We start from the raw sequence: 21,854 nt of genomic DNA on the forward strand, positions 1-21,854 counted from the left end.
TCGTATGGCCGATCGCAGGCACGATGCCAGCGGCGGCGAGCCGCTCGATGAACGGGATCGCCCCCGGCCGCTCGGGAGCGAGCGTCACCATGACGATACGGCCCCTCGCGGCCTCCTGATAGCGCTGGAACTCCTCCCAGTCCGGATCGCGCGTATGCGCGCGGTCATGAGCGCCGCGCGGGCCGTCCTCGCTGGAGAGGTACGGCCCCTCCAGATGGATGCCGAGCAGCGAGGAGGCTCCGTAGCCGCCAGACTCGCAGTAGTCAGCAAGCGCGCCGAGGCCTTGCTTGATCCTGTTGTCCGAGCCTGTGATGATCGTCGGCAAGTACGCAGCGACCCCTCGGGCATGGAGGGCGCGCGTCGCGCCTTCGATATCGTCGGCCGTTACGTGCTCGCTGTTGAAGTCGTAGCTGGCGAAGCCATTCACCTGCAGATCGATCCAGCCTGGCGAGAGCCAGGGGAGCTGGCGCATCTGGTCCTCCAGCGGACGGATCGCGGCGATTGTCTCGCCGCGCACCTCCAGCTCGACAGCTTCTCCCGTATCGGGACGTCGGCCCTCATAGCGCATAGGGGATTCCTCCTTGTTGATCATCGTCTTCGTCGATTAGGCCCATGCGATGCTGTCGGCGGACGACGACTTGTCGAGATAGAGCTGCCAGTTCGGATGCGTCTTCAGGATCGTGGACGGGAACTGCGGGTCCACTGTCTGCTCGAGCGTCGAGCGGATCGCTGCCGCCTTGGCGGCGTGAGGGACGCAGGAGATGATCTGGCGGCTGCGCAGGATTTGCTGCACTGTCATGCTAATCGCCTGCTTCGGCACCTCCTCCAGCGAGCCGAACCAGCCTTCGTTGACCTGCTGCTGCTTGCACGCGTCATCGAGATCGACGATCTTGTAGGGAGCAGGGTTGTCAAAGTCGGCGGGCGGATCATTGAAGGCGATATGACCGTTCTCGCCGATCCCGATCAGCGCCAGGTCGACCGGCTTACGGCTGATCTCGGCATTCAGCTCCTCGATGACGGCGCTCGGGTCGCGCTCGCCGTCGACGAGCCAGTAGTTCGTCAGCTGCGGCACCTTGTCCAGGAATCGTTCCTTCAAGTATTTGCGGAAGCTGGCCGGATGCGACTCGGGCAAGCCGATGTATTCGTCGAGATGGAACATCTCGATCTTCTCCCACGGCAGATCGCGCGTGACGAAGGCGGAGATAAAGGGAAACTGGGAGGCGCCGGTCGACAGGGCGATCCGGGCGTAACCCTGCTCGGCGATAATCTCCTTCAAGACCGCCTCGGCGGCTTCGGCCGCGCGGGCCCCCAGTTGTTCGGCTGTATCGTGAATATGAATTTGCATTATAAATCAGTCCTCCTTAGTATAGTAAACCTATGCTGTCACGTGAAGCGTTGCGCCAAACCTCATCAAGCATTGTTGACAGTCGCATACTCGCGGAGCTGCACCATGCGCTGCTCGAGGCGCGAGCGCTCGGCGGCGAAGGCCATCAGATGGCTCTGCACCGAGGCGGCCGCTGAGGTCGCCGATGTATGCTCGCCCGCCTGGCTGACCGAGCGGATAAAGTCGCGGACGAGCCGCAGATCGCCGCCGCCGTGGCCGACATGGCCGCCCGGGTCGGTGAGCGTGGTCTTCTCCGTCTTGCCGGAGCCGAAGAGCGTTACTTCGATCTCGTTGCTCTCCATCGTAGCCCGCAGCTCGCCGCGCGTCCCCATCAGCTTCAGCGTGCGGCTGGAGTCCTTGGTAAAGGCGCTCATCGTGAAGACGGCTGTAATGTCCTCGGCGAACGACAGGCTGACGACCTGGTGATCGACGACGTCATTGTCGCAATAGTAGACACAGCGTCCGTAAGGGCCGTGTCGGAGCGCCGCATACCGGGCTTCATAGCTCGGATCTTCGCATACCGATGCGGCCTTCCAGCCGCCGTCTTCTTTGAGATAGATATTGGGCGCATAGTAGACGCAGCTGTCCTCGACAGGGCATCCATCCATGCAATAGCGCGGCGCGCCGGGCGGAGCATCCTCGGGACGGAAATGGGACAGATGGCCATAAGAGGCCACACTCAGACATTCCGTACCCGCCAGCCATTGGATGATGTCCATATCGTGACAGGATTTGGCGAGGATCATCGGACTCGCCTCGTCGGCGCGTCGCCATTTGCCGCGGACATAGCTATGCGCCTGATGCCAATAGCCGACGTTCTCGTTATGCTGGATCGACATGAGGCGGCCGATCCGTCCTTCGTCTAACAACCCCTTGATCGTCTGGAAGAAAGGGGAGTAGCGGAGCACATGGCAGATCGCAAAGACGCGATCGCTCAGCTCAGCCTGGCGGGCCATCGCCACGCATTCCTCCCACGAAGGCGACATCGGCTTCTCCAGCAGCACATGATAGCCTGCCTGCAGCGCCTTCATCGTCGGTTCGTAATGGTCGCGGTCCTGCGTGCAGATGAAGACGGCATCGGAGACGCGGGGACCGGCGAACAGTTCGTCCCAGCTGCCATAGCAGCGGGAAGGGGCGATCCCGTAGCGCTCCCGACACAGCTCGCGCTTGCCTTCGTCGGGGTCGGCGACGGCGACGATCTGCAGCTCATGCGGCTTGGCAAGCGCGTAGCCGGTATAGATCATGCCGCGCATGCCGGCGCCGATCAGCGTGACGGTTATCGGTTTCATCTCGTATCTCCCTCTCTCTGTTCGGTAGTCGTAGTATCTTGTGCGCGCCAGCGCGCCAGCTCATCGAGATCAAAATAGCGCAGCATGCCCGGCAGGATCAGACTCATGCTGTCGCGCTCCTCATAATGCTCGGCGCATACCCAGTCCTCGATCCGTCCGATCCCCGCCTCCGGGTAGACCGCTCCGATCCGGCGGTCGATCGCCGACGCAAGTTGCGCATACAGCTCATAACGGCCATGGGTGCGGATCTCGACCCGAGCCTCGGGGCGCAGCGACGCATCCTGCAGCAGCATGTCGACGCAACGGATGACATCGTAAGCGCGCATCGCCGCCAGAGAATCGCCGAGCCAGAGCAGGTCGTCCGCAAGCTTGTGTACGACGCCAAAAAAATCAAGCTGCGCCTGGCCGTGGATCGGGTGGGGCAGATGCGGCCCGACGCCGGATGGATTAAACACGAATACCGAGCGGCCGCTGGCGATCGTCTCGGCGATCCATGCCTCATGGACAGCCAGCAAGGTCGAACCGCCCTCCCACAGACCGATGATCGCAGGCCCGGCAGCAGCGCCAGCGCGCGGAGTCAGCAGAATACCGCTATTCATCACGCCCTCCTGCGACCACCAGAGACGGTACTCGGCGGCCGCATCGCCGCAGTCTCCAAGCGGCACCTTGCGCGTGCCGAGGCGGGCAGGGCGGCGCGGCTCGAGCAGACGGCGACCGAGCCATGCCAGCGCTTCCTCGCTGCTGCGGCCGCGACGCAGGTCCGCCAGCTCCCGAGCGCGGGAAATGTTGGCGCGGTGAACCGTTGCCATCTGCGGGTAGTCGGCGAGCACCTGCCCGGAAGCAGTCGCCCATAGTTGTTGTTCCGGCAGCAGCGCGTCGACGGCGATCTCCGTCGAGGCCTTGTACGGACGACCGAGCAGCACACGCGAGAAAAACGCCGCCGCTGCCTTGCCTAGCCGCACGGTATAGCTATGCGTCGAATCGTCGACAGTCAGCTCTAGCGAGGACTCCGCGTCCTCGAGCTGCCAATACTTGCGCGCGCGCTCCACCGTGCGCTGCGTCGCCTCGATCGGGAAGAAGTCGGAGCTGACGGCCAGCACATGGAGCGGCCTCGGCGCAAACAGCAGCAGCAGGTCCTCGTGATCAAAGCCGGCTGCGGTGAGCCCCGGCCACACTTGCTCCGCGTCCTGGACGCCGCCTGCATGCATAAACTGTTGACGGTTCATGATGAAGGTGGCTGGAGCGGCGGCGGCGAGCCGATCGTCGACGGCCATCAGCATCGATGTCTGAGTGCCGCCGCCCGAATTGCCTGTGACGCCGATACGCTGCGGGTCAACCTCTGGACGAGAACAGAGGTAATCGACGGCGCGCATCGCATCGTGGACGAAGTAGCGGGCGAGCGATTCGCCAAGCGGCAGACATTGAGCGCCGACATGCTGATGCTCATGGGTGCCTGGTTGGAAGATGCTATCGCCCGCTTCGGTCAACGGGTAACCGAGCCGCTCGCCCTGACCGATCGGATCGATCGCGAGCACGATCAGACCTGCTGCAGCCAACTGCCGACATACGCGCTGGTAGAGCGGGCTGAACCGGCTGCCCGGCTCATGCCCGCAGAGGAAGAGCAGGGCAGCTTCCGGCTGCGCAGCGCCCTCCGGGATGTACAGATTGGCGGCGACGGGATGGTCGGGACGGGCGTCGAATAGCACATTCTCAATCGTCAGTCCGGGCTCGCGCAGGGTGGCGGTCGTACGTGCAGCTAGCGGCGTATCCGAAGACGGCAATCCGCCGATCGCCTCCAGGAAGGCGGCCCGCATCCGGTTGCGCCGTTCACGGACGGCCGCTGCAGTCTCCAGGCTGTCGCGAGCGGCATCGCCGCGCGCGAAGGCTTCGTCGGCACGGTCAAAGACGAAGCGCTTCAGCTGATCGCGCGTGTCATAGAGCGAGAATATCGTCTGCTCCAGCTCTTGCAGCGTTAGCATCCCAGCTCACCTCCGTTCGCCGGCCGGTACGGCAGCGCCCATCTGCTCATCGATCGCGACAGGACGACGCTCTTCAATCGAGAGATTGGCGGCCGCGCCGATCAGGAGCGATAAGGCGCCAGCCTCGCTGCCCGCTTGCTGTCCGAGCGGGTCTGGCGTTCCCGGTTCTCCGAACAGCATGCTTCGCAGCTTGGCGTCTCCGCCGCCGTGGCCGTCCGCGCCGGTATCGATCTCGATCGTCCGTACAGGCTGTCCAGGCAGGAGCAGGCGGATCTCGCTCGTCGACTCGCCTCTCAGATCGGCATTGCTGTACAGATTGGCAAGCTCCAGCTTGCCTTTGCTCCCGGTAACGGTAGCTCGCCACCCCTCGTCGGGGCTGAAGGCGAGGAGCGAGTACGTGAGCAGCGAGCCGCTGTCGTAGCGGACGTGGACCGACATCGTGTCGTAGATGTCGATGCGCTCATCGAAGACGCAGCGGTCCCGGAGGTAGCCATCCTCCTGCTCGGCTTCCAGGAAGCGGCTCGCCATGAACTCGTCCTGGCGGATGTCGAGGTAGAAATCGCAGCGATCCTGATAATCGCAGGTCAGACAGCGCTCGCCGCGTTCCTCGCGGGTCGGACCGTAGAAGCGGCGACCGCCGTAGGCATGGACCTCGGTGGGCCGGCTGTCCATCCACCAGTTAATAATGTCGAAGTGATGCGTCGACTTGTGGACGAGCAGACCGCCGCTGTTGGCCATCTCGGCATGCCAGCGCCGGAAGTAATCGGCGCCGTGGATGCGATTGAGATAGTACTCCAGGGCGATATGCTGCACCTCGCCGATCTCGCCTGCAGCGATCAGCGACTTGACCTGGGCAAAGTAAGGCGCAAACCGCAGATTAAAGGTGACGGTGACGGTCCGGCCAGTGCGTCGCTCCGCTTCGAGGATTGCCGCTGCATAAGGGCCAGTCGTTGTCATCGGCTTCTCGGTAATGACATCGCAGCCGGCTTCGAGCGCAGCGATGATATACGTATGATGGGTGCTGTCTGTACTGGCGACGACGACGGTATCGGGGCGGGCCCCGGCGAGCATCGCCTCGAAGCTGTCATACACCGGCACGCCTCCGCAAGCTGCGCTCAGCAGCTCGGCGCGTTTGCGGTTTTTGTCATAGACGCCGTCCAGTTGGACATAGCTGTTTAGTTCGTCGGACACCATCGGCAGCGCAAACATATAGTAGGCGCGCGAGCCGGCTCCGACCAGCGCGTACGTTTTTTTCATGGGAACGGACTCCTTTCGCTAGTTAGCCTTTCAGACCGGTCGAAGCGATGCCTTGGACAAATTGCTTCTGCGCCGCCAGATAGACCGCGACGACCGGGAGAGTGACGATGACCGCAGCGGCCATCAACATGGCGGTATTCTGCGTGTCGGACTTCAGATAGAGCAGAGCGAGCGGCAGCGTATACAGCTCGCGGTCCTGCAGGTAGATGAGCGGCCCGACGGTATTATTCCAGGCGCCGATGAACGTGAAGACGCCAAGCGCCGACAGCGCCGGCCGACACAGCGGCATATAGATGCGCCAGAAAATACCCGGCGGGCGGCAGCCGTCGATGACGGCGGCTTCATACAGCTCGCGCGGCAAGCTTTTGAAAAACTGATGCATCAGGAAGATGCCAAACGCGCCGCCCAGGAACGAAGGCAGGATGAGCGGGTAATAGCTGTTCAACATCCCAAACGACTTCCAGATGAAGTAGCTGGGGATCAGCGTAACCTGAAACGGCAGCATCAGCGTGGCTAGCATCATCAGATAAAGCGGCTTGCGCAGCTTGAAGTTGTACATCGCCAGCCCGAAGGCGACGAAGGCGCACGAGATCAGCGTACCGATCAAATCGACGGTAACGATGAACACGCTGTTGAGCGTGTAGCGTCCGAAGCTGACGCGGTTCCATACTGTCTCGTAGTTGGACCACTGCACGGGGTCTGGGATGAGCTGGGGCGGCAGCTGCGAGACGGCGCCGAGCGTCTTCAGCGAGGTCGAGAGCATCCAGACGAACGGGAACGCCATGACGATGGCCCCCAGCGTCAGCAGCGTATAGACGATAATCTGCTTGAGCAGCGTCGGTTTCTCAGTCATAGTGCACCCACTTTTTCTCGAAGTAGCGCTGGAACAGCGTGATCGAGAGGATGATAACGAACAGCAGCCAGGCCATCGCCGAGGCCGGTCCCATCTTGAAGAACAGGAAGGCGTCGCGATAGATGATCAGATTGGTAACCATATGCTGCTCCGGGATGCCGGCCGTCACCGAGCCGAACATACCGAGGAAGACGTCAAAGGCTTGAAATGCCGCAATCGTCGATAGGATCATGACCATATAGAGCATCGGCGAGACGAGCGGGAAGATGATCCGGGTAAGCCGTACCCAGCGGGTCGCGCCGTCGATCGCGGCAGCCTCCAGCATCTCCTTGGGCACGTTTTGCATGCCGGCCAGCAATAGGATCATCGAGGAGCCGATGCCCTTCCAGACGTTGGCGATCGCGACGCTGGCGATGACGACCCACCAGTGCTTGTTGTCGAGCCAATGCACCGGATCGATGCCGACGTTGCCGAGCAGCCAGTTGATCAGGCCGAACCGATAGTTGTACAGCCATACCCAGAGGATGCCGCCGGCGATCCATGGCGTAACGACCGGCATGAAGTAGAAGAGTCGGAACAGCGACTTGCCTCGGATCGACTGGTTGAGCAGATACGCGATAATAAAGGCGAACAACGTCTGGAGCGGTACGAAGATGCCTGCAAAGACGAGCACATTGCGCACCGAAATCCAGAACGGCGGATCGCTCAGCGTCCGAATCCAGTTGTCCAGCCCGACCCAGCGCGGCGGATTAAACAGATCCCACTGGGTAAAGGCGATATACGCGGAGAACCCAATCGGAAAAAAAACGAAGACCACTAAATTAATAAGGAAGGGGAGCGTGAAAATATAACCCCAATAGCCTTGCTTGTGCATGATGACCGCAACCTTTCGCTGTTGGGTTCGTCAGACGGGGGGCGCCCCGTCTAACGATAGGCCCGCATAGATTAGTTCTGGTTGTCCAGGATGTCCTGCACCTTGGTATGGATGTCGCTGGCTCCAGCTTCCGGCGTTACGGTGCCTTTGACGATCTCGTTGACGATCTGCTGGACGGCGATCCGCCATTCGTTCCACGAGGCGTTCTCATCCATCGTGACGCCGCCTTCGGCGATCCCGTCGGTAAAGGCAAGCTTGTTGGCCGGCTTGGTGTCGCTCTCCTCGAGCAGCGCCAGCGCCGATTGCTTGACCGGCAGGGCGGAGCCGCTCTCGGCGATGATCGCCTGCGCTTCGTCGCCGAGATAGTACTGCAGGAATTCCCAGGCTGCGTCCTTGGACTCCTGCGTGGCGCGCGAGGAGATCAGCCAGGAGTTCGAGATGGTCGGCACGTAGCGCTCGCCGTCGACGCTGCGCGGGATCTTGACGACATCCCAGTCGGTATCGGGGAATTCGCTGTTCATCGTCACCTGCGTGCTGTACTGCAGGAAGAACATCGCCGCCTTGCCCGAGCCGAAGGCTGGCAGCTCGCCGCCGAACGCAGTGATCGAGTCGGCATCGGTAAAGTAGCCTTCGGCGATACCCTCGCGCAGCTGGCGCAAGCCTTCGACCGTCTTCGGATCGTCGAAGCGCGACTTCGTCAGCGTCTCGTCTAGCACCATGCCGCCGGCTTGCTTGATCCACGGGAACCAGCCTTGCGTGATCGAGCTGGAGCCGATGAAGCCGAACACCTCAGGGTTGCCGTTGCTGTCTGTTCGGGTTAACTTCTTGGATGCTTCGATCAGATCGGCGAAGGTCCAGTCGTCCGTCGGGTAGTCGAGCCCCGCTTCGTCGAACAGCGTCTTATTGTAGGCCAGCGCGATCGGGTTGGCGCCATGCGGCACGCCCCATACTTGTCCTTCCGGCGTTTTGGCGGCGAACAGCGTATCGATGTAGTCGTCCGCGCTCAGATCGCGTTCGATATAAGGCGCCAGATCTTCAGCGACGCCCCGCTGTCCATAGCCGAGGATGACCGCATTTTCCTGGAACCATAGATCCGGCATCGTGTTGCCGGCGATCTGTGTGGCGATCCGGTTCGTAAAGTCGCCCCAAGGCGCTTCCTGAATCTCGACCTTGATGTGGGGGTGAGAGGCGATGAACCCGTCGATAATCTCTTTGCTGGTCACTTCGTAGCTGCCTGGCAGGCCAAGCTTCAGCCGAACGGTGGAGCCTTCGGGCGCGGGCTCGTTGCCACTGTTGGACAGCGTGCAGGCGGACAACAGTGTGGCGGACAGCGTTAATGCGAGGGCAAGCTTACCTGTTTTTTTCATGTTTGAACCTCCCAGTTTCGACAGAAATCGATTTCTTTAACGAGAGTATAGCATGATCCATGTGAACAAACCAGCATTATTTTTTCGAAGATAACGTTTTCTCAAAAAATAAAAATCGGTTAATGTTAGCTAATCATACAGGTAACGCTTGCAAATACCGGAGGAATGAGCGTTTTTTTTGAAAATACCAAAACTTACACATTGCTTTCATCGTTTAAAGGGGAGGAAAAGTGGGTAATCAATACGTTTAGAAACCGATTGCTATCTCTTGGTAAAAAGGCGGGAAACTAGAGGTTTCCCGCAACGGAGGTGATCGATGCCCGCTCGACGAGGCGCGGCTGCAGCATGACGGACATCTGCGAGCTGTCCTTGTCCTGCAGCTTGTCGAGCAGCAGCTTGCAAGCAAGGATACCCATCTCGTGATCTGGCTGCTTGATCGTCGTCAAGGGAGGATGGATCATCTCGCCATACTCGATGCCGTCGAAACCGATCACGGACATATCGGCGGGCACGCGCAGTCCCCGCGAAGACAGCTCGTGGATTACGCCAAACGCCATCACGTCATTGCACGCAAAAATCGCCGTCAACTCGCTGCGCCGCTTTAGCAGCTGTGCAGCCAGCCGCTTGCCGCTATTGAACTCAAAGCTGGCCCCAAACGCCACCTCCGACGCCTTGGCCTCCTCGACAACTGGCGTCAGGCCGGCTTCATCCATCGCTTTCAGGTAGCCTTGATAAATCTCCGTTCGACTGTGACGGTCGAGCTCGGAGGTGACATAGCCAATCTGGGTATGGCCGTGCTCAATCAGATGCTTTGTAGCCATATAACCGCCCTTGGCGTAATTGAATTCGATCTGCGAGATTTCGTCCTCGTCGATCCGCTGGTCGATGGCAATCGCCTGCATGCCAGTTTTCAGCAGACCTTTGAGCAACGTCGTATCCTGGGCGATCGAGGAGAGGATGATGCCCTTGACCTGTTTTTCTGCCATCGTCTGCAGGTACATAAGCTCGAGGTCGGGGTTTTGCAAGGAATTGCATACGATGACATGATAATTATGCTCACGGGCTGTTTCCTCTACACCGAGGATAACAGAGGAATAGAATGGGTTGCTAATCGATGGGATGATGACGCCGATCGTCATGCTAGAGTTCGTCTTCAGTTGCTTGCCCAGCATGTTGGGGATATAGTTTGCTTCCTTGGCGATCCGTATAATTTTCTCGCGCATGGCGGCGCTGACGGGATAGCTGCTGTTGCTGAGCACGCGGGAGACAGTGGCTGCGGAGGCATTGGCCAGTTTCGCGATATCGTGAATGGTGACCGGTCTTTTCATGGCTTACACCTCGTTAAGTAATCGATTTCTGTATTGTTTTCTATCCTACCATAATCCGATCGATTGTGCGAGTCATCACTTTTTTTCTTTTTCCTCTCTTGAAATTCGACAAAAAAATTAATATCTGACATCAAAAAGCCGTTATATAGTATGAGAGAGCGGTTCTGTACATATATAAGCGAAGGCCAGACCATGCACCTTAGAAAGATATAGGGAGAGAACGAGCAATGGAAAACGAACGGATCGGTGCGGCTACCATCCTGATCGTAGACGATCAGGAATACAATATCCGACTGCTGGAACGCATCCTCGGTCGTGCCGGGTTCAACAAGCTGGTGCCGCTTGTAGAGCCCGAAAATATCATTGATGTCATCAAAGAAGTTCAGCCGGATATTATCCTGTTGGACTGGCATATGCCCGGGATCGATGGCTTGCAGGCGCTGCGGATGATCCGCGAGCAGAGCGGCAAGGATCAATATCTGCCTGTGCTGGTCATCACGGCGGATGTGACGAGCGAGGCGAAGCAGAAGGCGCTGCAAGCGGGCGCACATGACTTCCTTACCAAGCCGGTGGACCGTACAGAGGTGATCCTGCGGATCAATAATTTGCTGCGGACGCGATTCCTGCACCTGCAGCTAAGCACACAGAAGAGTACGCTCGAAGAACGGGTGCTGATGCGGACATCCGAGCTGCAGCAGGCCAAGCTCGAAATCCTGCAATTGCTCGGTCGCGCATCGGAGTATCGGGACGATATGACCGGTCAGCATACGCAGCGAGTAGGCAGGCTGTCCGGTCTGATCGCCGCCCAGCTCGGGCTCCCCGAGAAGACGATCGAGCTAATCGAGACGGCTGCCCCCCTACACGATATCGGCAAGATCGGCATTCCCGACGAGCTGCTGCTCAAGCCGGGCCGATTTGATGCGAGCGAGCTGGAGCGGATGAAGGCTCACACAACGATCGGATTCAATATTTTGCAGGCCAGCTCGTTTGAGGTGTTGAAGGTTGCCGGTCTGATTGCCCGCTCGCATCACGAGAAATGGGATGGCAGCGGTTATCCTCAAGGTCTCAGCGGCCGCGCGATCCCGTTGGAGGCAAGGATTGTCGCATTGGCAGACTTCTATGATGCCTTGACGCATGAGCGTCCCTACAAAAAAGCCTGGTCGCCTGAAGAGGCCACGGCCGAAATCATCAACCAGCGCGAGCGCCACTTTGATCCAGAGGTCGTCGATGCCTTCCTGGCTATCGTCCGTTCCGTCAATGATCTGACGTTGGAGGAATCCGTATAATGAATGATTGGGCACAATTGCAAAAAGAGCTGGCACAGGAGCGTGCGCTGCGCATCGACGCAGAGCAACGGGAGGCTGAGCAGCTGAAGCGGATACGGGAGCTGGAGCAGCAGCTGGAGCATCTCGAAGGCCATCTTGAAGACATGGTAACCGTGCGCACAGCCGATCTGAAGCGAGCGCATGATCAGGCGTTGCGGGCGAACCTGACCAAAAGCCAGTTCTTAGCCAACATGAGTCACGAGCTGCGGACGCCGCTTAATGCGATCATCGGCTATAGCGAGCTGTTGATGGACGAGGCGCGCGAGCTCGGGGAGCCGATGCTGGCCGAGGATTTGCAGAAGATCAATCGCTCCGGCAACCATCTATTCGCCCTAATCAATGACATCCTCGATATTTCCAAGATCGAGTCCGGCAAAATGGATCTCTATTATGAACCTTATAGGGTCGAGGAATTGATCGAGGATGTGATGGCGACGCTTCGACCGCTGCTCGAACGCAGCGGAAACGAATTGAAGCTGAACCTCACAAGTGGAGAAATGACCACCGATGTGACCAAGCTGAGACAGATCCTGATCAATCTGTTGACGAATGCCATCAAATTCACTAAGGACGGCACCATTCATTTCGAAATTTGCCGGGAAGCAAGAGAAGGCGTGCCCGGTTATGCCTTCATCGTATCAGATACCGGCATTGGGATCTCCAAGGAGCAGCTCGACCAGTTGTTCCAGCCTTTCGTCCAGGCCGACAATTCGACGACGCGCAAGTACGGCGGAACCGGCCTTGGGCTGTCGATCAGCCAACGGTTCTGCGAGATTATGGACGGACGCATCGATGTGACCAGCGAGCCTGGCGCAGGCAGCACCTTCACCTGCTGGCTGCCCGCAAAACCTGCGAAGCTGCTGGAGATGGCTTTGACAGAACCTGTCGAGACGGTGACCGAGGAGGATACGTTGGAGGAGCTGGCGGTGCCGGCGGGGGAGGCTGGCGTCAGTATCCTGTTCATCGACGACGAGCCGGATAACCGAGTCCTGATCGAGCGGCTGCTGGCGGCTGAGAGCTGGCGACTGGCCTTCAGCACGAACGGCAGGGACGGACTGCGCATGGCGCGAGCTCTGAAGCCGCAAGTGATCTGCCTCGATATCCTGATGCCGAGCATGGACGGCTGGGCGGTGCTCGCCGAGCTGAAGAGCGACCCGGAGTTGGCGGATATCCCGGTCGTCATCCTCTCGCTGACAGACGATCGACAGCTTGGCTACTCGCTTGGCGCAGCTGAATATTTGACCAAGCCTGTCAACCGCAACCGCTTGATCGAGGTGATGGATCGGTTCATCGTCGATCGTGAGCATCATTCGGTGCTCGTCATCGAGGACGATGAGACGACAAGCGAGATGATGACGCGGATGCTGCATCGCGAGGGCTACAAGGCCCGCAAGGCGGACAATGGCAGACTGGCGCTGGCGCAGCTGGAGGTCGAGCAGCCCGACCTGATCCTGCTCGATCTGATGATGCCGGAGATGGACGGCTTTGAGTTTATCGCTCAGTTGCGCAACGACGAGCAGCTCGGCCGGATTCCTGTCATCGTGCTGACCGCCAAGACGATTACCGCCGAGGATCGCAACAAGCTGAACGGATTGGTGAAGGATATTATCCAGAAGGGCTCGTTTAACCGTTCGCAGCTATTAGAGGAGATCAAAGCCTGTTTGGATTAGACTGTGGAAAAAAAGCCTACGGTCACGGTATCCAATCTGTAGATGATAAAAGGGAAGGAATGGCACGCATGAAGGTCATACTGCTCGTGGAAGACAATGAACTAAACAGCAACATGCTCTCCCGCCGTCTGCGCAGGCGAGAGTACGAAGTGGTGCTGGCCGAGGATGGGCAGCAAGGCGTGGAGCTGGCAGCCAGCCGCCGCCCCGATCTGATCCTGATGGATCTGAGTCTGCCTGTGCTGGACGGTCTGGAGGCGACGCGGCGCATCAAGTCGGACCCCGAGCTGGCGCATATCCCGATCATCGCGCTGACGGCGCATGCGATGAAGTCCGATCAGACACGCGCGCTGGAGGCGGGATGCGACGATTTTGATACGAAGCCGATCGATCTCGATCGTCTGCTGGGCAAGATCGAGCAGGCGCTTGGCACGGCGTAACCGCGCTCGTATCGTGTTGCATGTACTCTTGCGATAGCAAACCAATAACCCCGGAGGCGGGGCATCTTCTGTTAAGATGCCGTGCCTCCGGGGTTATTGTCGTTCGCCCGGTCTTCAGATGACATCGGACTTGGCGAGATCTTCACGGATCAGGTCGGCTGCGAACTGGCCGCTCAGCGTCACCATCGGCACGCCGCCGCCCGGATGAGTGGAGCCGCCTACAAAGTAGAGGTTGTCGAGCATCGGGCTGCGCTGTGGGATTTTGAAGCCGCCATTCAGCTTGCGGTCGGTGACCGTGCCATAGATGGAGCCGCCATTGGCTCCGTACAGCGTGCGCAGATCGTCCGGCAGGAAGGTATGCTCCCACTCAATATGCTCTCGCAAGCCTGTAGCTCCGAGTCGTTCCAGCTTGTCCAGCACGAGATCGCGGTACGGCACGCGCCAGCGCTCCCAGCTCTCGCCTGGCGCGAGCGGCGGCACATGGGTGAGCACGAACCAGTTTTCCTTGCCCTCCGGCGCCTGCGAGGCGTCGGTCTTGGAGGAGATGCCGACATAGATGGTCGGATCTGCGGCAGGACGCTTCTTGACGAACAGCTCCTCGAACTCCAGCGCCGCGTTCTCGGCAAACAGGAAGTTGTGATGCTTCATATGATCGTATGTACGATCGACGCCAAGCAGCATCACATGACCAGAGACGGTCGGCTCGAACTTGGACAGCCGCTTGACCATGCGGGAGCTCTGCGAATGACCGGAGAGGATCGTCTGATGCGCCGGGATCGCCTCCAGATTGCTGACGACGATATCGGCCTGCAGCCGTTCGTCGCCGATCCGCACCCCTGCCGCCCGGCCATTCTCGACCAGTACTTCATCGACCTGGCAGGACGTGCGCACCTCTACGCCGAGCTCGTCCAGCAGACGCAGCATCGCTCGGGCGATATTGTACATGCCGCCGTCTACATAGTAGATGCCGAGTCCCATCTGTACGTAGATCAACTGCGACAGCACGGCGGGGGCGGCGTAAGGCGAAGAGCCGACGTACATGATCAGGAAGTTGAACAATTGACGGAGCTTCGGGTGCTCGATGTACTGCTCGGTTGTCTGCGCCATCGTCTTGAGCGGGTCCATCGCCAGCAACTCCCTCAGGCTGTGCTGCTGCCGCAGGTCCGACAGGCCGGACAAGCTGCGGGCGTAGAAGCTTTTGGTGCTTAATTCGTATTGCTTGCGGCAGTAGTTGAGATACGGGATGAACTGTCTGCGATCGCGCGGCGACAGCTCGCCGATCTGCTCGAGCATGGCCGGCAGGTCGCCGAGCAAGTCGATATGGCTGCCATCCGGGTAGAGTGCGCGCCACTGCGGCTCGACGCGGATCAGTTTGAGATAATCCTTCAGTCTGCGGCCGGCAGCCTGGAAGAGCTGGTCAAGCACCCAGGGCATCGTCAAGATCGATGGACCGGTGTCGAAGCGGTATCCTTTGCCTTGACGAATGTTCAGCTTGCCGCCGGCGCGTTCGTTTTTCTCCAGCACGATGACCTCGTGGCCGTCGGCGCGCAATCGGATAGCGGCTGACAGACCGGCTAGTCCGCCGCCGATGACGATGATTTTTTTTGTTTTCATCGGTTCCTCCTGATTTGATAATGAGGGATTGGTCGATACTGTCTGGTAGATTCATAAGCTGAGATAGGTTTCCAGTACTATCCATTGTGGACGGGATTGCCTCATATCATACAGGGTCATGACAAATCAGCGCGAGCTGTGCAGGAAGGAAGGACAGAAGATGGCTGATTGGATAGGGATAATGCACGCAGCAGGCGCTGCCCTTGGTGTTGTGCTGCTCGGCGGGAGGACGGGCTGGCAGATCGGCCGAGGACGACGAAGCAAGCTTGGCGGAGCGAGGGCCTCGCGCTCGGAGCCGCTCATGCCGCCGCTGTCGATTATCATCCCCGCGCGCAACGAAGCTCGCAACCTGAAGCGTCTGCTGCCGATGCTGCGGCTGCAAGGGTGCAGACGGATGGAGATCATCGTTGTCGATGACGGCTCAACAGACGATACGGCTCGCACGGCATCCGAGCGGGGCGCGCGCGTCGTCCAGGCGCCGCCGTTGCCGGCAGGCTGGCAGGGCAAGTCATGGGCATGCTGGAATGGCGCACAGGCGGCAAGTGGCGCCTGGTATATCTTCCTGGATGCCGACACGCAGCCAGAGCCCGGGTTCGTGGAGCGGATCGGCGCGCTGCTGCGCAGACAAGGCGGGTGGGTGACGCTGCAGCCCTATCATAAAGCGCCTACCTTTCGCGAGCAGTGGTCGCTCTTCTTCAACATAGCGGTGCTGGCAGGCAGCGGCGCATTGTGTCCGCTCCCTGGACGTAGGCGCGCCTTCGGACCGTGCGCCGCCTGCTGGAGCTGCGACTATGATAGCGTGGACGGCCATCGCGCCGTACGCGGGGCGGTGCTGGAGCATCTGGAGCTGGGCGAGCGATTCCGCCAGACGGGGAGGGAGGTCAGCGGGGGGATACTGGCGGATGCGCTGCGATTCCGCATGTATCCGGAGGGCTGGCCAGAGCTGTTGCGCGGTTGGACGAAGAGCATTGCGATCGGCGCCGGCGCATCTCATCCGGTCTATCTGGGTCTGAGCTCGGTGTGGATGGCTGCGCTGCTCGGCTGTGCGCTACAGACGATGGCCATCCCCGGCTTGCTGGCTGCCGGCGAGTATTACGCAGCGACCGCTGCCGCTGCCGGATATGGCGTCGCATGCTTGAGCGTCAGGCTGGCCGGACGCACGGCAGGTTCGTTTCGTACGTATACGAGCCTGTTTTATCCGTTGTTCCTCCTCTTTTTCTTCGGGCTGTTCGCGTATGCGCTCTTGCGCTCCTATATCGTGCGTCGCGTGAGCTGGAAGGGACGATCGGTCGATGTTCGCTGATCCTCCTTCTGGCTTGGTCTGGCTGCTTAACGGCTTGGTACTGGGACTATTGCATCTGCTCGTCGCTTGGGCATCGACACACGCGTCGTCGACATGGTTCGTCAGGGACTGCTGGCTGACGCATATTCGGACTTTTGAGCGAGGAGGTCGGTTGTATGAGCGGCTCCTGCGGGTGCGGTCTTGGAAGCCTCTGTTGCCCGATGGCGGCGCTTGGTTCCGCAGAGGCTTCCCTAAGGCGCGGCTGGACTCGCGATCTCCGGCCTACTTGCTTCTGTTCGCGTCGGAGACGCGGCGCGGCGAATGGGCGCACTGGGTCATGCTGCTCACGCTACCGCTATTCAGCTTATGGAACACCGCCGACGGCCTGCTCGTGGTGACGATCTGGCTATTGGCGGGGAACCTGCCCTGCATTATCGTCCAACGGTATAATCGGGCGCGGCTTCTGCGCGTCATAGGCGTGCGGGATCGACTATGCTATACTGGAGAAGAAAAGTCACGGCATGACGCGAAGGGAGCGGGTACTCATGAAACTGTTCGTAGCGGAGAAGGCAGCGAGCTGGTATAAGCAAGAGCTGGCGTTGAGCGAGGGCGATCATGTGCGACTATTCGTGCGGATGGGGGGCTGCGGCAGCGTCGTCCCTGGCCTCTCGCTTGGGGTTATGCGCGAAGAGCCGCGACAGCCTGGCCTAGAGGCGCAGGTCGAAGGCGTCAACTTCTTTATAGAGCAAGATCAGCTTTGGTATCTCGACAACCGGGACCTCCACATTACCTTCGACCCGGAGACCGAGGACATCCAGATGGATGTCCGGTAGATGTTGCAACTGATATCACCGATAGCCCAGCCCCTCAGCTTACGCTGAGGGGCTGTTTGCGCGCGTCGTCATGCCTGTGCCAAGACGACGCGTCTCGATCTGCGATGCACCGTTAACCATTGCTCTATGATGCGTCGTCTCGCCTTGTATATTATGCGTCTGGCGACTCATAATACCATCATTGGAACCATGCAGTGCGGTCATCGTGCTGCGAGCGAGGAGGCGTACAGGACGATGTCTTGGCTGGCTGTTTTGGCGCTGCATGCGGGACTTGTGTTGGCGAATCCTTTTGCAGTGCCGTCGGAGGAGTGGCAGATCCGTCTGCCGGACGAACAGATCATTGAAGTGAAGGAGCGCGATTACGCGCTGCCTGGCCTGCGGATGCTGGACATGGGCCGGGTTGAAGCTTTATCCGAGCGTATCGCCAAGCAGGTATACATGCCTCCCGACAATGCCAGGATTGGCCCGGACGGCTCGATCCGTGCGGAACGCGTCGGCAAGAAGCTGGACGGAAGCCGGTTTTACGAGTGGTTTGCCGCTCATTACTACCGGGAAGGGGATCATGGCCAGACGCTCCAGTTGCCGATCATCAAGCTGTACCCGCGCGTCGATGGCGAGCTGTTGGCAGCCATCCGGGAAAAGCCGATCGGCTACTACGCGACGTATTTCAACTCACGCAACAAAAGCCGCTCCCATAATATCGATTTGGCTGCAAGGGCGATCGACGGGACGGTCGTCTTCCCAGGCGAGCTATTCTCCTTTAATCGCACCGTCGGCATCCGGACTCCGGATCGGGGTTACAAGCCGGCACCGATCATCGTCAGGGGCGAGCTGTCGGAGGGAGTAGGCGGAGGTATCTGCCAGGTGTCCTCGACGCTGTACAATGCCGTCGATCGGGCGGGGCTCAAGATCATCGAGCGCTATTCGCACAGCAAGCGGGTGCCGTACGTGCTGGCCGGGCGCGATGCGACGGTGAGCTGGGGCGGCCCGGACTTCAGCTTCCGCAACGACTACAATCAGCCGGTGCTGATCAAGGCCTTGTCGGTGCATGGCAAGATGTTCGTCACGGTCTACTCCAGTGAGCTGATCGAGTATACGCCGCGCGAGGTGCCGGGGATGATCCAGGGAGAGCTGCCGGAGGAGGAGTCTGTGACCTGATCCATCGATCCGGGATGCAATCTGCGCGACCGTTCCTCTCGAATCATGATATACTTGGCAGAGCATGCGACAGGATTGGCGCGACGTACGCGAGCGTGCGTCAGCCCGTCTGTCGACAGTCATTGCCGGGAGGGGAACAGGATGAAGGACAGTAAAAAAGCAGATCAGCCGCGACTGCCAGACTCGCTTGAGGAGCAATCGGCGGAGGAAATGGTGGCTCGACTGGCCCAGGAAGGTTATGTGGAGCGAGGCAGCCTGCAAAACCAACGGCTGGAGGGGGAGCTACGAGGCAAGGCGACGATCGATTCGTATCATTTTCGGCATGTCGATGCGACCGCTCTCCGACCAGAGGGAGTCGAATGGGTGGATGTATTGTTCGAGCATTGCGATCTGTCCAATCTTGATCTGAGCGGCGCGGTGATGCATCGCGTGGCATTCCGGGATTGCAAGCTGATGGGACTGGACTTGTCGGAGGCGACGCTGCGGCAGATTGCTTTTGACAATTGCGATATGCGATATATTAATCTTCGTTATGCGGATCTGAAGCGGGTGACGATAGAGGGCTGCTCGCTGGTGAACGGCGATGCTTATCAGGCTTCTTTTGCCGAGGTGTCGATGACCCGATCCAACCTTGACCAGATGCAGTTGACTGGCGTCAAGCTGGCCGGGATGGATTTGAGCAGCTGCGAGTTCAGCGCCATCGACGCCCTGCCTGGGGATTTGCAAGGCTGCCGGATCGCTCCGGCGCAGGCGATTGCTTTCGCGCCGCTGCTCGGCCTGATTATCGATTGAGGACAGCTGGACGCTCGGCGGACTTTTAAGCTTGTTTTCAGCAAAGATTTAATCTTGCATAAGCTTCCTTTCATATTGGCTTCAGACTGGGACGTTAATCTATGAACAACGAACCACATTAATGAACCCAATACGGAGGGATGCAAGATGGACAATCGCTATCCAAACGATGAGATGAAGCGGGACGTACAGGAGCAACGGTCGGAGGAACGCACGGTATATGAGGTCTACTCGCCGCTGGACGGCAGTCAGACGCTGGAAGCGGTCAAGCGCACATCGCCTGGACGGCCGCGTAGCAACGGCTCCCGCGGACGCGGCATCTTCCCGGCTTTTATGGCGGGCGCGCTGCTGATCGGCAGTCTGATGTTCGCCTCCGATCATTATAATCTGTTTACGGGAGACAGTCCGACGAGCGCCGGGGGAGGCAGCGCGCAGGTCAAGAATGTTTCTTATAATCCCGCCGTCGGTACAAGCTCAATCGCTGATATTGCGGAGAACGCAGGTCCGGCTGTCGTACGAATTGGCGCGGAAACCCGGCAGGGGGGCGGCGGCGTCAACTGGTACGGCATGCAGAGCAACTCGTCGCAAGGCGAGCTCGCAGAGAGCGGACTCGGCACTGGATTTCTGTTCGATGCCGACGGTTATATCCTGACCAATGAGCATGTCATCCATGGCGCCGAGAAGGTCACAGTGAAGCTGCAGGGCTATGACGAGCCGTTCGTCGCCCAAGTTGTTGGCAGCAGCTATGAGCTGGATCTGGCCGTCCTGAAAATCCAGGGCGACAAGCCATTCCCTTATCTGGAGCTGGGCGAGTCGGATCAGATGAAAATTGGCGAATGGGTCGTGGCGATCGGCAATCCGTATGACCTCGACTATACCGTCACGACCGGCGTGCTGAGCGCCAGCGAGCGGGAGATCAGCATCCCCGATCAGGAGGGCACGCGCAACTACAAGCATCTGCTGCAGACGGATACGGCGATTAATCCCGGCAACTCGGGCGGGCCGCTGCTGAACATGAACGGCCAGGTGATTGGCATCAACACCGCAGTCAGCAGCGAGGCACAGGGCATCGGCTTTGCGATCCCGACCAGCACGATTAAGTCAGTGCTGGATAACCTGCTCAGCGATACGCCGATCCCGTCGCCTTACATCGGTGTGAGCTTGCAGGATTTGACGTCTCAGATGCGCGGCAATCTGGGCCTCGCGGACGATGAAGGCGTGGGCGTTGCCTATGTGCAGACTGGAGATCCGGCGGGTCAAGCCGGCTTGCAGCCAGGCGACATCATCGTCGAAGCAAACGGGGAGAAGATCGGCAGCGCCAAGGATCTGACCTCGATCATCCAGAATGCCGGTGTCGGCGATGAGTTGAAGCTGACCGTGAAGCGCGAGGATCAGCAGCTGACGATTGACGTTCGCATCGGCGATCGGAGTCAGGCCGCGACGATGGGCTAATTTATCGCTGCACACGGATGTTCATAATACAATAGACGCTCTCATTCCACATTCCTAGTGGCTTTGAGAGCGTCTTTGCGTAGCGTGCGGACCCAATTCTCTTGTGGTTTCTCCTCCAGGCAGCCGGATGAGTCTATTTGCTACGGTGTGACGATATAGTCGTCATTGCGGACTTCAACGGCTTGCTGGTTGCTAATCGGGACCAGGCTTAAGGTTGCGCCATAACGATCCAGGATGGTCTGCGCCGCTTCTGCGAAGGGAGGGTTGGTGTGATGGGGCACGATACAAAAGTCGACCAGACCTAAAGCGTCAAAGCTCTCTAAGTGAGGCGCCTTGCTTTTATCATCCATTTCCTGAGCATAGTCAATCGTCGGAGCGGTTATGATTGCGCCGGCCGATTCCCCGATATACAGCTTGCCGGACTGAACTTCCTCGATCACCAACTTGTCCGCGCCCGTACGTTTCATCTCTTGCAGCAAGTAAAAGGTGTTTCCGCCCGTTACATAAATGTAGTCATTGCGCTTAAGGGCAACGCTTATCGTTTGAGGCGAGGCGGTAGACAATTCCAAATCCTCCACGATCAATCCCATGCGCTCAAGCGCTTGCCGACCTTTATCCACATAGAATACGATCTCTTCCGCCTTGCTTGCTGTCGGGATGAAGGTGACGGTTTTTCCATTCAGTTGACGTTCGAATTTAGGGAGTAAATCGGCCACATCCATAAAGGATGAGACCAGAAACAGCTTTTTCATTTCGGCGTCTCGCTCCTTAAGTTGATCTATCGGCTTATAGAATACCACACTCCCGAACATTCTAGTAATTTTCGACATTTGAAGCTTCGTCCCATGAAGAAAGGATTCCAACTGGACAAGAAGTTTGGTAAAATAAGACCTTGTGGCGCCGAATGTGAATAAATGTCGAAAAAAAGTAATCGTTGACGATTCTTTTTATTTCCTATAG

19 protein-coding genes and 1 pseudogene are annotated in these 21,854 nt (G+C 59.0%); 9 read left to right on the plus strand and 11 right to left on the minus strand.

Annotated features, from left to right (window positions below):
* The 9 genes and pseudogenes from PA598K_RS06270 to PA598K_RS06310 all read right to left on the minus strand — a co-directional run.
* Window positions 1-568 (minus strand): annotated as a pseudogene (locus PA598K_RS06270) (N-acetylglucosamine-6-phosphate deacetylase); the annotation flags it as partial.
* 36 nt (window positions 569-604) lie between these two features.
* Complete coding sequence (locus PA598K_RS06275) at window positions 605-1,345, minus strand: 6-phosphogluconolactonase (RefSeq protein WP_128656116.1); 741 nt, start codon at window positions 1,343-1,345, stop codon at window positions 605-607.
* 65 nt (window positions 1,346-1,410) lie between these two features.
* A complete protein-coding gene (locus PA598K_RS06280; protein ID WP_128656117.1) occupies window positions 1,411-2,673 on the minus strand; it encodes a Gfo/Idh/MocA family protein in 1,263 nt (420 codons plus the stop codon).
* Window positions 2,670-4,652, minus strand: a complete 1,983-nt coding sequence (locus PA598K_RS06285) for an alpha/beta hydrolase family protein (protein WP_128656118.1) — start codon at window positions 4,650-4,652, stop codon at window positions 2,670-2,672. Before PA598K_RS06285 ends, PA598K_RS06280 begins: the two co-directional genes overlap by 4 nt.
* A gap of 6 nt (window positions 4,653-4,658) precedes the next feature.
* Window positions 4,659-5,909 (minus strand): Gfo/Idh/MocA family oxidoreductase, encoded by a 1,251-nt coding sequence (locus PA598K_RS06290; protein ID WP_128656119.1) that lies wholly within the window; start codon window positions 5,907-5,909, stop codon window positions 4,659-4,661.
* A 22-nt stretch (window positions 5,910-5,931) separates the two neighbouring features.
* On the minus strand, window positions 5,932-6,762 hold the full coding sequence (locus PA598K_RS06295) for a carbohydrate ABC transporter permease (protein WP_128656120.1): 831 nt from the start codon (window positions 6,760-6,762) through the stop codon (window positions 5,932-5,934).
* Window positions 6,755-7,636 (minus strand): carbohydrate ABC transporter permease, encoded by an 882-nt coding sequence (locus PA598K_RS06300; protein WP_128656121.1) that lies wholly within the window; start codon window positions 7,634-7,636, stop codon window positions 6,755-6,757. The genes PA598K_RS06295 and PA598K_RS06300 overlap by 8 nt, the downstream gene beginning before the upstream one ends.
* Before the next feature lie 71 nt (window positions 7,637-7,707).
* On the minus strand, window positions 7,708-9,003 hold the full coding sequence (locus tag PA598K_RS06305; RefSeq protein ID WP_128656122.1) for an ABC transporter substrate-binding protein: 1,296 nt from the start codon (window positions 9,001-9,003) through the stop codon (window positions 7,708-7,710).
* A gap of 287 nt (window positions 9,004-9,290) precedes the next feature.
* Complete coding sequence (locus tag PA598K_RS06310) at window positions 9,291-10,331, minus strand: LacI family DNA-binding transcriptional regulator (RefSeq protein ID WP_128656123.1); 1,041 nt, start codon at window positions 10,329-10,331, stop codon at window positions 9,291-9,293.
* Between the two features lie 227 nt (window positions 10,332-10,558).
* Between PA598K_RS06310 and PA598K_RS06315 the strand changes: the two genes are divergently transcribed.
* The 3 genes from PA598K_RS06315 to PA598K_RS06325 all read left to right on the plus strand — a co-directional run bounded on the left by PA598K_RS06315 (window position 10,559) and on the right by PA598K_RS06325 (window position 13,763).
* Window positions 10,559-11,617, plus strand: a complete 1,059-nt coding sequence (locus tag PA598K_RS06315) for an HD-GYP domain-containing protein (RefSeq protein ID WP_128656124.1) — start codon at window positions 10,559-10,561, stop codon at window positions 11,615-11,617.
* Window positions 11,617-13,326, plus strand: coding sequence for a hybrid sensor histidine kinase/response regulator (locus PA598K_RS06320; protein ID WP_128656125.1), 1,710 nt, complete (start codon window positions 11,617-11,619; stop codon window positions 13,324-13,326). Before PA598K_RS06315 ends, PA598K_RS06320 begins: the two co-directional genes overlap by 1 nt.
* Before the next feature lie 68 nt (window positions 13,327-13,394).
* Window positions 13,395-13,763, plus strand: a complete 369-nt coding sequence (locus PA598K_RS06325) for a response regulator (RefSeq protein ID WP_128656126.1) — start codon at window positions 13,395-13,397, stop codon at window positions 13,761-13,763.
* 114 nt (window positions 13,764-13,877) lie between these two features.
* Here the strand turns inward: PA598K_RS06325 and PA598K_RS06330 are convergent, their stop codons facing one another.
* A complete protein-coding gene (locus tag PA598K_RS06330) occupies window positions 13,878-15,377 on the minus strand; it encodes a phytoene desaturase family protein (protein ID WP_128656127.1) in 1,500 nt (499 codons plus the stop codon).
* Between the two features lie 160 nt (window positions 15,378-15,537).
* Between PA598K_RS06330 and PA598K_RS06335 the strand changes: the two genes are divergently transcribed.
* From PA598K_RS06335 to PA598K_RS06360, 6 genes are all read left to right on the plus strand, one after another.
* Window positions 15,538-16,680 (plus strand): glycosyltransferase family 2 protein, encoded by a 1,143-nt coding sequence (locus PA598K_RS06335; protein ID WP_185601624.1) that lies wholly within the window; start codon window positions 15,538-15,540, stop codon window positions 16,678-16,680.
* Window positions 16,670-17,245 (plus strand): glycosyl-4,4'-diaponeurosporenoate acyltransferase CrtO family protein, encoded by a 576-nt coding sequence (locus PA598K_RS38970; protein ID WP_376739038.1) that lies wholly within the window; start codon window positions 16,670-16,672, stop codon window positions 17,243-17,245. The genes PA598K_RS06335 and PA598K_RS38970 overlap by 11 nt, the downstream gene beginning before the upstream one ends.
* Entirely contained in the window at window positions 17,205-17,492 is a 288-nt protein-coding gene (locus PA598K_RS06345) for a HesB/YadR/YfhF family protein (RefSeq protein ID WP_128656130.1), read from the plus strand. Before PA598K_RS38970 ends, PA598K_RS06345 begins: the two co-directional genes overlap by 41 nt.
* 234 nt (window positions 17,493-17,726) lie before the next feature.
* Window positions 17,727-18,650, plus strand: a complete 924-nt coding sequence (locus PA598K_RS06350; RefSeq protein WP_128656131.1) for a VanW family protein — start codon at window positions 17,727-17,729, stop codon at window positions 18,648-18,650.
* Between the two features lie 141 nt (window positions 18,651-18,791).
* Window positions 18,792-19,442, plus strand: a complete 651-nt coding sequence (locus PA598K_RS06355; protein WP_185601626.1) for a pentapeptide repeat-containing protein — start codon at window positions 18,792-18,794, stop codon at window positions 19,440-19,442.
* A 147-nt stretch (window positions 19,443-19,589) separates the two neighbouring features.
* Window positions 19,590-20,894 carry a S1C family serine protease gene (locus PA598K_RS06360; RefSeq protein WP_128656133.1) on the plus strand — a complete coding sequence of 435 codons (1,305 nt, stop codon included), beginning with the start codon at window positions 19,590-19,592 and terminating at the stop codon, window positions 20,892-20,894.
* Between the two features lie 140 nt (window positions 20,895-21,034).
* Here the strand turns inward: PA598K_RS06360 and PA598K_RS06365 are convergent, their stop codons facing one another.
* A complete protein-coding gene (locus tag PA598K_RS06365; protein ID WP_128656134.1) occupies window positions 21,035-21,646 on the minus strand; it encodes a peptidase E in 612 nt (203 codons plus the stop codon).
* Window positions 21,647-21,854: the final 208 nt, after the last annotated feature.

This window comes from Paenibacillus sp. 598K, assembly GCF_003851045.1.
Classification (GTDB): domain Bacteria; phylum Bacillota; class Bacilli; order Paenibacillales; family Paenibacillaceae; genus Paenibacillus_D.

Coding starts and splice junctions, on each gene's coding strand:
- PA598K_RS06275 (WP_128656116.1), bottom strand. CDS start 1,345: ATGCAAATTCATATTCACGATACAGCCGAACAACTGGGGGCCCGCGCG.
- PA598K_RS06280 (WP_128656117.1), bottom strand. CDS start 2,673: ATGAAACCGATAACCGTCACGCTGATCGGCGCCGGCATGCGCGGCATG.
- PA598K_RS06285 (WP_128656118.1), bottom strand. CDS start 4,652: ATGCTAACGCTGCAAGAGCTGGAGCAGACGATATTCTCGCTCTATGAC.
- PA598K_RS06290 (WP_128656119.1), bottom strand. CDS start 5,909: ATGAAAAAAACGTACGCGCTGGTCGGAGCCGGCTCGCGCGCCTACTAT.
- PA598K_RS06295 (WP_128656120.1), bottom strand. CDS start 6,762: ATGACTGAGAAACCGACGCTGCTCAAGCAGATTATCGTCTATACGCTG.
- PA598K_RS06300 (WP_128656121.1), bottom strand. CDS start 7,636: ATGCACAAGCAAGGCTATTGGGGTTATATTTTCACGCTCCCCTTCCTT.
- PA598K_RS06305 (WP_128656122.1), bottom strand. CDS start 9,003: ATGAAAAAAACAGGTAAGCTTGCCCTCGCATTAACGCTGTCCGCCACA.
- PA598K_RS06310 (WP_128656123.1), bottom strand. CDS start 10,331: ATGAAAAGACCGGTCACCATTCACGATATCGCGAAACTGGCCAATGCC.
- PA598K_RS06315 (WP_128656124.1), top strand. CDS start 10,559: ATGGAAAACGAACGGATCGGTGCGGCTACCATCCTGATCGTAGACGAT.
- PA598K_RS06320 (WP_128656125.1), top strand. CDS start 11,617: ATGAATGATTGGGCACAATTGCAAAAAGAGCTGGCACAGGAGCGTGCG.
- PA598K_RS06325 (WP_128656126.1), top strand. CDS start 13,395: ATGAAGGTCATACTGCTCGTGGAAGACAATGAACTAAACAGCAACATG.
- PA598K_RS06330 (WP_128656127.1), bottom strand. CDS start 15,377: ATGAAAACAAAAAAAATCATCGTCATCGGCGGCGGACTAGCCGGTCTG.
- PA598K_RS06335 (WP_185601624.1), top strand. CDS start 15,538: ATGGCTGATTGGATAGGGATAATGCACGCAGCAGGCGCTGCCCTTGGT.
- PA598K_RS38970 (WP_376739038.1), top strand. CDS start 16,670: ATGTTCGCTGATCCTCCTTCTGGCTTGGTCTGGCTGCTTAACGGCTTG.
- PA598K_RS06345 (WP_128656130.1), top strand. CDS start 17,205: ATGAAACTGTTCGTAGCGGAGAAGGCAGCGAGCTGGTATAAGCAAGAG.
- PA598K_RS06350 (WP_128656131.1), top strand. CDS start 17,727: ATGTCTTGGCTGGCTGTTTTGGCGCTGCATGCGGGACTTGTGTTGGCG.
- PA598K_RS06355 (WP_185601626.1), top strand. CDS start 18,792: ATGAAGGACAGTAAAAAAGCAGATCAGCCGCGACTGCCAGACTCGCTT.
- PA598K_RS06360 (WP_128656133.1), top strand. CDS start 19,590: ATGGACAATCGCTATCCAAACGATGAGATGAAGCGGGACGTACAGGAG.
- PA598K_RS06365 (WP_128656134.1), bottom strand. CDS start 21,646: ATGAAAAAGCTGTTTCTGGTCTCATCCTTTATGGATGTGGCCGATTTA.